This is a genomic window from Methylobacterium sp. WL6, from assembly GCF_008040095.1.
Taxonomy (GTDB): Bacteria; Pseudomonadota; Alphaproteobacteria; order Rhizobiales; family Beijerinckiaceae; genus Methylobacterium.
This window is the reverse complement of sequence record NZ_VRVH01000532.1, coordinates 1-1,659: the sequence shown is the minus strand read 5'-3', so window position 1 is coordinate 1,659 and position 1,659 is coordinate 1. Positions and strand designations below refer to the sequence as shown.

The window sequence follows — 1,659 nt, the reverse complement described above, 5'->3', positions numbered from 1 at the left end:
GGCAGCGCCGACGGCGACGCGGCGACGGTCGGCCAGCTTCGCCTCGGGGGCAACGCCGTGATGCAGATCTTCGGGGCGGGCGCCGCGTTCAACCCGGTGACCGGCGCGTTCACCGCCCCGGCCTACGCCGTCGGCGGCCAGACCTACGGCGACGTCGGCTCGGCGCTCGCGGCGACCAACCGCCTCGCGGTGCAGTACGTGCCGGACGGCGCGAACAACCCGACGGGCGTGGTCGACCTCGCCCGGGGCAACGGCGGCAACGCGGTCGCGCTACGCGGCGTCTCGGCCGGCCGCCTCGCCGCGGGCTCGACCGATGCGGTCAACGGCGACCAGCTCTACGCGACGAACCTCCGGGTCGCGACCAACACCAGCGACATCGCCACCAACGCGGGCGCGATCGGCACCCTGCGCCAGGGCATCACCGACGGCACGATCGGCCTGGTGCAGCAGGACCCGACGAGCCGCGCGATCCTGGTCGCCGCGGCGACGGACGGGGCGCTCGTCGACTTCCGCAACAGCGCCGGCAACGGCCGCGTCCTGCGCGGCGTCTCCGCCGGCGCGGTCGCCGCCGGTTCGGACGAGGCGGTCAACGGCAGCCAGCTCTACGACACCAACCAGGCGGTGGCGGCCAATGGCGCCCAGACCAGCACCCTGCAATCGGCGATCGGAGCCGGCACGATCGGCCTGGTGCAGCAGGACCCGACCACCCGCGACATCGCCGTCGGCGCGGGTACGGACGGCACCCGCCTGACCCTGCGCAACGCCTCGGGCGGCACCCGCCTGCTCACCGGCCTCAGCGACGGCACCATCGCCGCCGGCTCGGCCGATGCGGTGACCGGGGGGCAGCTCTACGACACCAACCAGGCGGTGGCGGCGAATGCCAGCGGGCTCGCCGCCACGAACGGCAACCTCGCGAGCCTCCAGAGCGGCATCGTGCAGGGCACGATCGGCCTGCTGCGGCAGGACCAGGCCAGCCGCGAGCTGAGCATCGGCGCCGCGACCGACGGCACGGTGCTGAACCTCGCCAATGCCGGCGGCACCGGCCGCACCGTCGCCGGCGTCGCGGCGGGGACGCTGTCGGCGGCCTCCAACGAGGCGGTCAACGGCAGCCAGCTCTACGCGACGAACCAGGCGGTCGCGGGCCTGTCGGCGGGGGTCGCCAACGGCACCGTCGGCCTGGTCCAGCAGGATCAGGCGACGCGCGGGCTGACCGTCGGCGCCAATACCGACGGCACCACGGTGAGCTTCGCCGACCGCAACGGCACGGCGCGCACGCTCACCGGAATCGCCGGCGGCCGGATCGCCGCGGGCTCGACCGAGGCGGTCGACGGCGGGCAGGTCTACGGGCTCTCCGCCTCGCTGGCCAAGAGCCTCGGCGGCGGCGCGGGCGTGGCCGCCGACGGGTCGGTGACCGCACCGAGCTACGCGATCCAGGGCTCGCGCTTCGGCGACGTCGGCTCGGCGCTCGGCAGCCTCGACGCCGCGGTGACCAACCTCAACACCGTCGGCAGCCGCTACGTGGCGGTGCGCAGCACCGGTGCCGCGGCCCAGGCCACCGGCGCCGACAGCGTCGCCATCGGCCCGGTCTCGGTGGCGAGCGCGGCCGGCGGCGTCGCGCTCGGCGCCAACGCGGTCGCCCGCCGCGCCGGGCTCTCGGGG

General features: G+C 75.9%; 1 pseudogene. It reads left to right on the top strand.

The features are described from left to right. Positions 1 to 1,659: pseudogene (locus tag FV230_RS30140) on the top strand (hypothetical protein); the annotation flags it as partial.